At 71.4% G+C, this 5,696-nt stretch carries 6 protein-coding genes; 1 reads left to right on the top strand and 5 read right to left on the bottom strand.

Translation table 11 applies throughout. From position 1 onward, the window contains the following. Positions 1–133 precede the first annotated feature (133 nt). Positions 134–718 carry a GYF domain-containing protein gene (locus AC27IO_RS19580; protein ID WP_284431094.1) on the top strand — a complete coding sequence of 195 codons (585 nt, stop codon included), beginning with the start codon at positions 134–136 and terminating at the stop codon, positions 716–718. A 52-nt stretch (positions 719–770) separates the two neighbouring features. Here the strand turns inward: AC27IO_RS19580 and AC27IO_RS19575 are convergent, their stop codons facing one another. The 5 genes from AC27IO_RS19575 to AC27IO_RS19555 form a co-directional block, all read right to left on the bottom strand. Beyond that, entirely contained in the window at positions 771–2,270 is a 1,500-nt protein-coding gene (locus tag AC27IO_RS19575; RefSeq protein WP_317354498.1) for an FAD-linked oxidase C-terminal domain-containing protein, read from the bottom strand. A 48-nt stretch (positions 2,271–2,318) separates the two neighbouring features. Then, positions 2,319–4,208, bottom strand: a complete 1,890-nt coding sequence (locus tag AC27IO_RS19570; protein WP_498740292.1) for a sensor domain-containing phosphodiesterase — start codon at positions 4,206–4,208, stop codon at positions 2,319–2,321. A 91-nt stretch (positions 4,209–4,299) separates the two neighbouring features. Then, complete coding sequence (locus tag AC27IO_RS19565) at positions 4,300–4,695, bottom strand: response regulator (protein WP_317354492.1); 396 nt, start codon at positions 4,693–4,695, stop codon at positions 4,300–4,302. After that, positions 4,692–5,189 carry a GAF domain-containing protein gene (locus tag AC27IO_RS19560; protein WP_317354489.1) on the bottom strand — a complete coding sequence of 166 codons (498 nt, stop codon included), beginning with the start codon at positions 5,187–5,189 and terminating at the stop codon, positions 4,692–4,694. Before AC27IO_RS19560 ends, AC27IO_RS19565 begins: the two co-directional genes overlap by 4 nt. A gap of 31 nt (positions 5,190–5,220) precedes the next feature. Next, on the bottom strand, positions 5,221–5,696 hold a 476-nt coding region (locus AC27IO_RS19555; protein WP_498740290.1), incomplete at its 5' end, for a chemotaxis protein CheW.

The raw sequence follows: 5,696 nt of genomic DNA, 5'->3' as shown, positions 1-5,696 counted from the left end.
TGCCCGCCGCCGGGGCCGTGCACCACCGGCTCGCGGCGGCGCGGCCCGTCACGCGGGTGCCGCCGGCCGATCCCACCGTCCTCCATCCGTCCGAGCGGGCTTCCGCCACCCTGCGCCGAGGGGAGTGGCTGCGATGAATGCGATGGAAGTCGACATCCACCTGGGCGAGGACGCCCGTTGGTTCTACGAGGCGCAGGGCGAGTGCCGCGGCCCGGTGCCCGACGACGAGATCGTGCGCCTGATCGATGCCCGGCGCCTGCCCCCGGGCCAGCGCATCTGGCGCCCGGGCCTGCCGTGCTGGGTACCGGTGGAGCATTCGGAGTTCCGGCCGCACCTGGGCCCTCACCTGGGCTTGCACGCGCCCGCCGATCCCTGGGCCGGCAGCGTGAACAACACGCTGGCCTGGCTGCTGGCCTGCGCGCCGGTGATGGGCGTGTCGCTGGAGGGTTTCGTGGCCTACCTCGTGTACCGCGATCCGTACGTGTCGCAGCGGGCCGTGCAGTCGGGGGCGTTCTTCTTCCTGACGGTGGCGTTCAACGTGCTGCTGGCCTTCGTGGACGAGCGCTGGCTGTGGCGCGCCGGGCACGACACCGCGGGCTTTCGCGCCTGGGTGTGGCTGGCGCCCGCCTACCTCTACCGGCGCGCGCGGCGGCTGGGGCAGGGCCTTGCGCCCCTGGCGGCCTGGGTGGTGTGCCTGCTCGTGGTGCTGATGCTCTGAGCGCGGGAGTGGGCAGCGGCCGGCCCGCGCCGGCACCCCGGCCGGGCGGCGTTCAGAACCGCGGCAGGTCCGGGTGGGCGATCCGGCCGCCGCGCACCAGCATCTTTCCGTACTCCGCGCAGCGGTTGAGCGTGGGGATCACCTTGCCCGGGTTGAGCAGGCCCGCCGGGTCGAAGGCGGCCTTGAGCGCGAACATCTGCGCGTTCTCCTCGGTGGTGAACTGGGTGCACATGGAGTTGAGCTTTTCCACCCCCACGCCGTGCTCGCCCGTCACCGTGCCGCCCATGGCCACGCTGGTCTCCAGGATGTCGGCGCCGAACAGCTCGCAGCGGTGCAGCTGGTCGGGGTCGTTGGCATCGAACAGGATCAGCGGGTGCAGGTTGCCGTCGCCCGCGTGGAACACGTTGGCGCAGCGCAGCCCGTATTTCTTTTCCATCGCGGCAATGGCCAGCAGGATGTCGGCCAGCCGCTTGCGCGGGATGGTCGAGTCCATGCACATGTAGTCGGGGCTGATGCGGCCGCTGGCCGGAAAGGCGTTCTTGCGGCCGCTCCAAAAGCGCAGGCGTTCGGCCTCGTCCTGGCTCACGGTCAGGGCGGTGGCGCCCGCCGCACGCAGCACCTCGCTCATGCGGCCGATCTCCTCCTCGACCTCCTCGGGCGTGCCGTCGCTCTCGCACAGCAGGATGGCCTCGGCGGTGAGGTCGTAGCCGGCGCAGACGAAGTCCTCCACCGCGGCGGTCATGGGCTTGTCCATCATTTCGAGGCCCGCCGGAATGATGCCGGCCGCGATGATGGCCGCCACCGCATCGCCGGCCCGGCGCACGTCGTCGAAGCTGGCCATGATGCAGCGCGCCAGCTGCGGCTTGGGGATGAGGCGCACCGTGACCTCGGTGGCCACGGCCAGCATGCCCTCGCTGCCGATCACCGCGGCCAGCAGGTCGTAGCCGGGCGCATCCAGCGCTTCGCTGCCGAAGGTGACGGGATCGCCCTCCATGGTGAAGCCGCGCACGCGCAGCACGTTGTGCACCGTGAGGCCGTACTTCAGGCAGTGCACGCCGCCGGAGTTCTCGGCGATGTTGCCGCCGATGGTGCAGGCGATCTGGCTGCTCGGGTCGGGCGCGTAGTACAGCCCGTGGGGCGCAGCGGCCTCGCTGATGGCCAGGTTGCGCACGCCGCACTGCACGACGGCGGTGCGCGACACCGGGTCCATGCGCAGGATGCGGTTGAACTTGGCGAGCGACAGCGTCACCCCGAGGGCGTGCGGCATGGCCCCGCCCGACAGCCCGGTGCCGGCCCCGCGCGCCACCACGGGCACCGACAGCGCATGGCAGGCGCGCAGCACGCCCTGCACCTGCTCCTCGGTCTCGGGCAGGGCCACGGCCAGCGGGCGCTGGCGGTAGGCGGTGAGCCCGTCACATTCGTAGGGCGTGGTGTCCTCGGCCTGCCACAGCAGCGCATGCGCGGGCAGCACGGCCTGCAGCGCGGGGATCAGCCGCGCGCGGATGGCGGCGGCGGGGGACGGTGAGGGGGAAGGGGCGTTGGCGATCGTCATGGGGTGCCGCGGGGCCCCAGGCGGGCACCGCTGAAGGGGCACTCTACGTCAATCCGGCCGCCAAACGGGTGGCTGCGCGGCCGCGCTCGCGTGAAGTTCTTTCGCGTCGGCCGTGAAAAGCTTTCCCGGTGCCGCCGCCGCCCGCGCGGCGAAGAAGGGCGCGACCTCGCCGGCCTCCATGGGGTAGGCCAGGAAGTAGCCCTGCACCAGGTCGCAGCCCGCCTCGGAGACCATGTCCAGGATCTCCTGGGTTTCCACGCCTTCGGCCACGAGCTGGTAGCCCAGGCGCTGGCCCAGCGAGATGATGGTGCGCAGCAGCGTCCAGGCCTGCATGTCGTGGGCGATGGGCATCACGAGCGACTGGTCGAGCTTGAGCATTTCCGCCGGCAGTCCGCGCAGGCACGACAGGTTGCAGTAGCCAATGCCGAAGTCGTCCAGCGACACCTTCAGGCCCATGGCGCGGATCTCCTCCAGCACGCGCTGCGTGGCCCGGCCGGTCAGGGCGACGTTCTCGGTGCATTCGATGTGCAGCTGCTGCGCCGCCACGCCGTGCAGCGCGATGGCATTGCGCAGCACCAGGGCGAAGTCCGGATGCTCCAGGTTGCGGGCGGACACGTTGATCGCCATGGTCAGCTGCAGGCCCTGGCGGTTCCATTCCGCCAGCTGGGCCAGTGACGTGTGCAGCACCCATTCGGTGAGCAGATGGATCAGCGCCGTCTGCTCCACCTGCTCGATGAACTCGGCGGGCGAGACATTGCCGTGGCGCGGGTGGCGCCAGCGGATCAGCGCCTCCACGCCGGAAAAGCGCTGCTGGCGCACCTCGAACTGGGGCTGGTACACCAGGCGGAACTCGCCCTCCGCCAGGCCTTGCGTCAGGCCGCGCAGCAGCGCGAACGCGCGGCGGTGGGCGGTGTCGGACTCGGGGGCATACCAGACCAAGGCGCGGTTCAGCTCGTCCGCCTGGTGCAGGGCGGAGGTCGCGCGGCGCAGCACGTCGCCCGCGGATTCGGCGTCGAGCGTGAAGCGCGCCAGGCCCGCCACCAGGTACAGCTCCAGCACGACGCGGCTGATGCGGAACGCTTCCTGCAGGTGGCGCTGCACCCGCAGCACGGCTTGCTCCTGCTCCTGCGGCTGCGCGCCGTCCTCGGGGAGCAGATAGGCAAACCGGGTTTCGGATGCGTGGTACAGCTGCACCCCCGGGCCCAGGGCCTGGGCCAGGTGCAGCGCTACGTCGCGCAGGCCGGCCTCCAGCGGGGCGATGCCGATGGCGCGCACGGCCTGCTGCAGGTCGCGGTCGCGGATCACGTCCAGCAGCACGAGCGTGCGCGTCTCGCCCGGCGTCTGGGTGCACTGGCTCATCAGGTCCTGCACGAGCTGGGCTCGGTTGTACAGGCTGGTGATCTCGTTGATGCGCCCGGCCGTGCGCTGCAGCGCGATCTCGTTCATGGCGAGCGCAGCCAGGTCCTGGAGCTGCCGGCACTGCGCGGCATCGAAAGTGCGCGGGTGCTGGTCCAGGATGCAGAGCGCGCCCAGCGCCTGGCCGCCGGGCAGCACCAGCGGGGCGCCCGCATAAAAGCGCACGCCCAGCTCGCCGGTCACCAGCGGGTTGTGGACGAAGCGTTCGTCCAGCAGGGTGTCCTCGACCACCATGACGTCGGCGGACTGGATGGTGTGGTGGCAAAAGGCCACCGAGCGCGGCAGCTCGCGCGTGTCAAGGCCCACGCGCGACTTGTGCCATTGGCGCTCGATGTCCACCAGCGTCACCAGCGCGATGGGGGCACCGAACAGGGCGCTTGCCAGCCGCGTGATGCGGTCGAAGCCGTCGCTGTCCGGCGTCTCCAGCAGGCCGGTGGTCTGCAGGGCGCAGATGCGTTGGCGTTCCCGTTCGAGCGCCTGGTCTGTGTCTTCGGGGCGGGGGATCGAACTCAGCGGTGGCACGGGCGGCAGTCTCCCAGCGGGTCGATGAAGGTGGGCGCGGCGCCCGCGCCTGCCCGGGACGTGCGCACCACCACGCAGGGGGGCCGCGCGGTCATGGCCTGCGCCCCGCCATGGTTTGCACCGATTCGAGCAGTGCCCCGATCTTGAAGGGCTTGCGCAGCGTGCCCGTGACGCCGATGGCGGCGCGCCAGGCATCGCGTTCCGGGTCGGGCAGCGAGGACATGGCCAGCACCGGCACGTCGGCCGCGCAGGCGAACGCTCCGCCGCGCAGTCGCGCCAGCAGGTCGGTGGAGGCGGCGGCATCGTCGCAATCGAGCACCAGACCGAAAAAGGGCTGGGCCGCCAGCATGGGCAGGGCCCGCGCCACGCTGGTGGCTTCGTGAAAGTCCACCAGGCCGAGGTCGCGCGCCACCGAGACGATCGTGCGGCGCAGCACGAATTGCGGCTCCACCAGCAAGAGGAGGGGCAGGGGGGGAGGACGGGTCATGCGTCTTGGTCTTTGCCGGCAATGGTTTCGTTGGCCAGGGTGCCCAGCGCCCGCAGCACGGCCCGCTCGGTGGCGGTGAGGCTGCGGGGCTTGGTGTCGATGATGCAGAGCGTACCCAGGCGCTCGCCGGTCGGCGCGCACAGCGGGGCGCCGGCGTAGAAGCGGATGTTCGGGGCCTGGGTCACCATGGGATTGTCGGCAAAGCGCGCGTCGAGGTTCGCATCCTCCACCACGAACAGGTCCGGCTGCAGGATGGCGTGGGCGCAGAACGACACGTCGCGGCTGGTCTGCGGCACGTCGAGCCCGACGCGCGACTTGAACCATTGCCGCTGGCCGTCGATGAGGCTGATCAGGGCGATCGGGGCGTCCAGCTGTTCGGCCGCGAACCGCACGAATCGGTCGAAGCGCTCCTCCGGGGGCGTATCGAGCAGCATCAGCGCCTGCAGCGCCCGCAGGCGCTGCGCTTCGTTCTCGGGGGGCCTGGCTGGGGTCATGGGAGGTCCTTGGGGAGAAGGGTTGGGGGCGTCAGCCGAGCAGGTAGGCCAACTGGCCCAGGTCGACCACGACCATGCTGGCGCTGGCGCCCTCGTGCTGGTGCGTGACCATGCGGAACTCGCCCACCGAGCCGAGCCGCATTTCGCGCACATCGGCGCGATGGGCCGGCAGCCAGTCGCACAGCCGGGCAATGGCGATGCCCACGGTGGCGTGCTCGGCCGGGTCGGGCTGCAGCAGGATGGCCATGCGCGGCGGCTCGGCGCCGGGCCGGCCGTTGAGCGAGGGCAGGCTGACCACCTTGAGCGTCTTGCCGCGCCACGGCATCACGGCGGTCCGGCCGCGCACCAGCTCGTCGATGGTGGGCTGCGGCAGCTCGACCACGCCGACCACGCTGTCCACCGGCGAGGCATAGAGCGCATCGGCCTCGAACACCAGAAAGTGGCCGCCGGCCTGGCCCGCGTCGGCCTGGGCATCCGTCGGCGTGCCGACGGCGCCCTCGGTGCCGT

This window comes from Acidovorax sp. KNOB132 (assembly GCF_057541515.1).
Note: the sequence above shows the minus strand (reverse complement) of the source record. Positions and strands in the feature narration are given on the sequence as shown.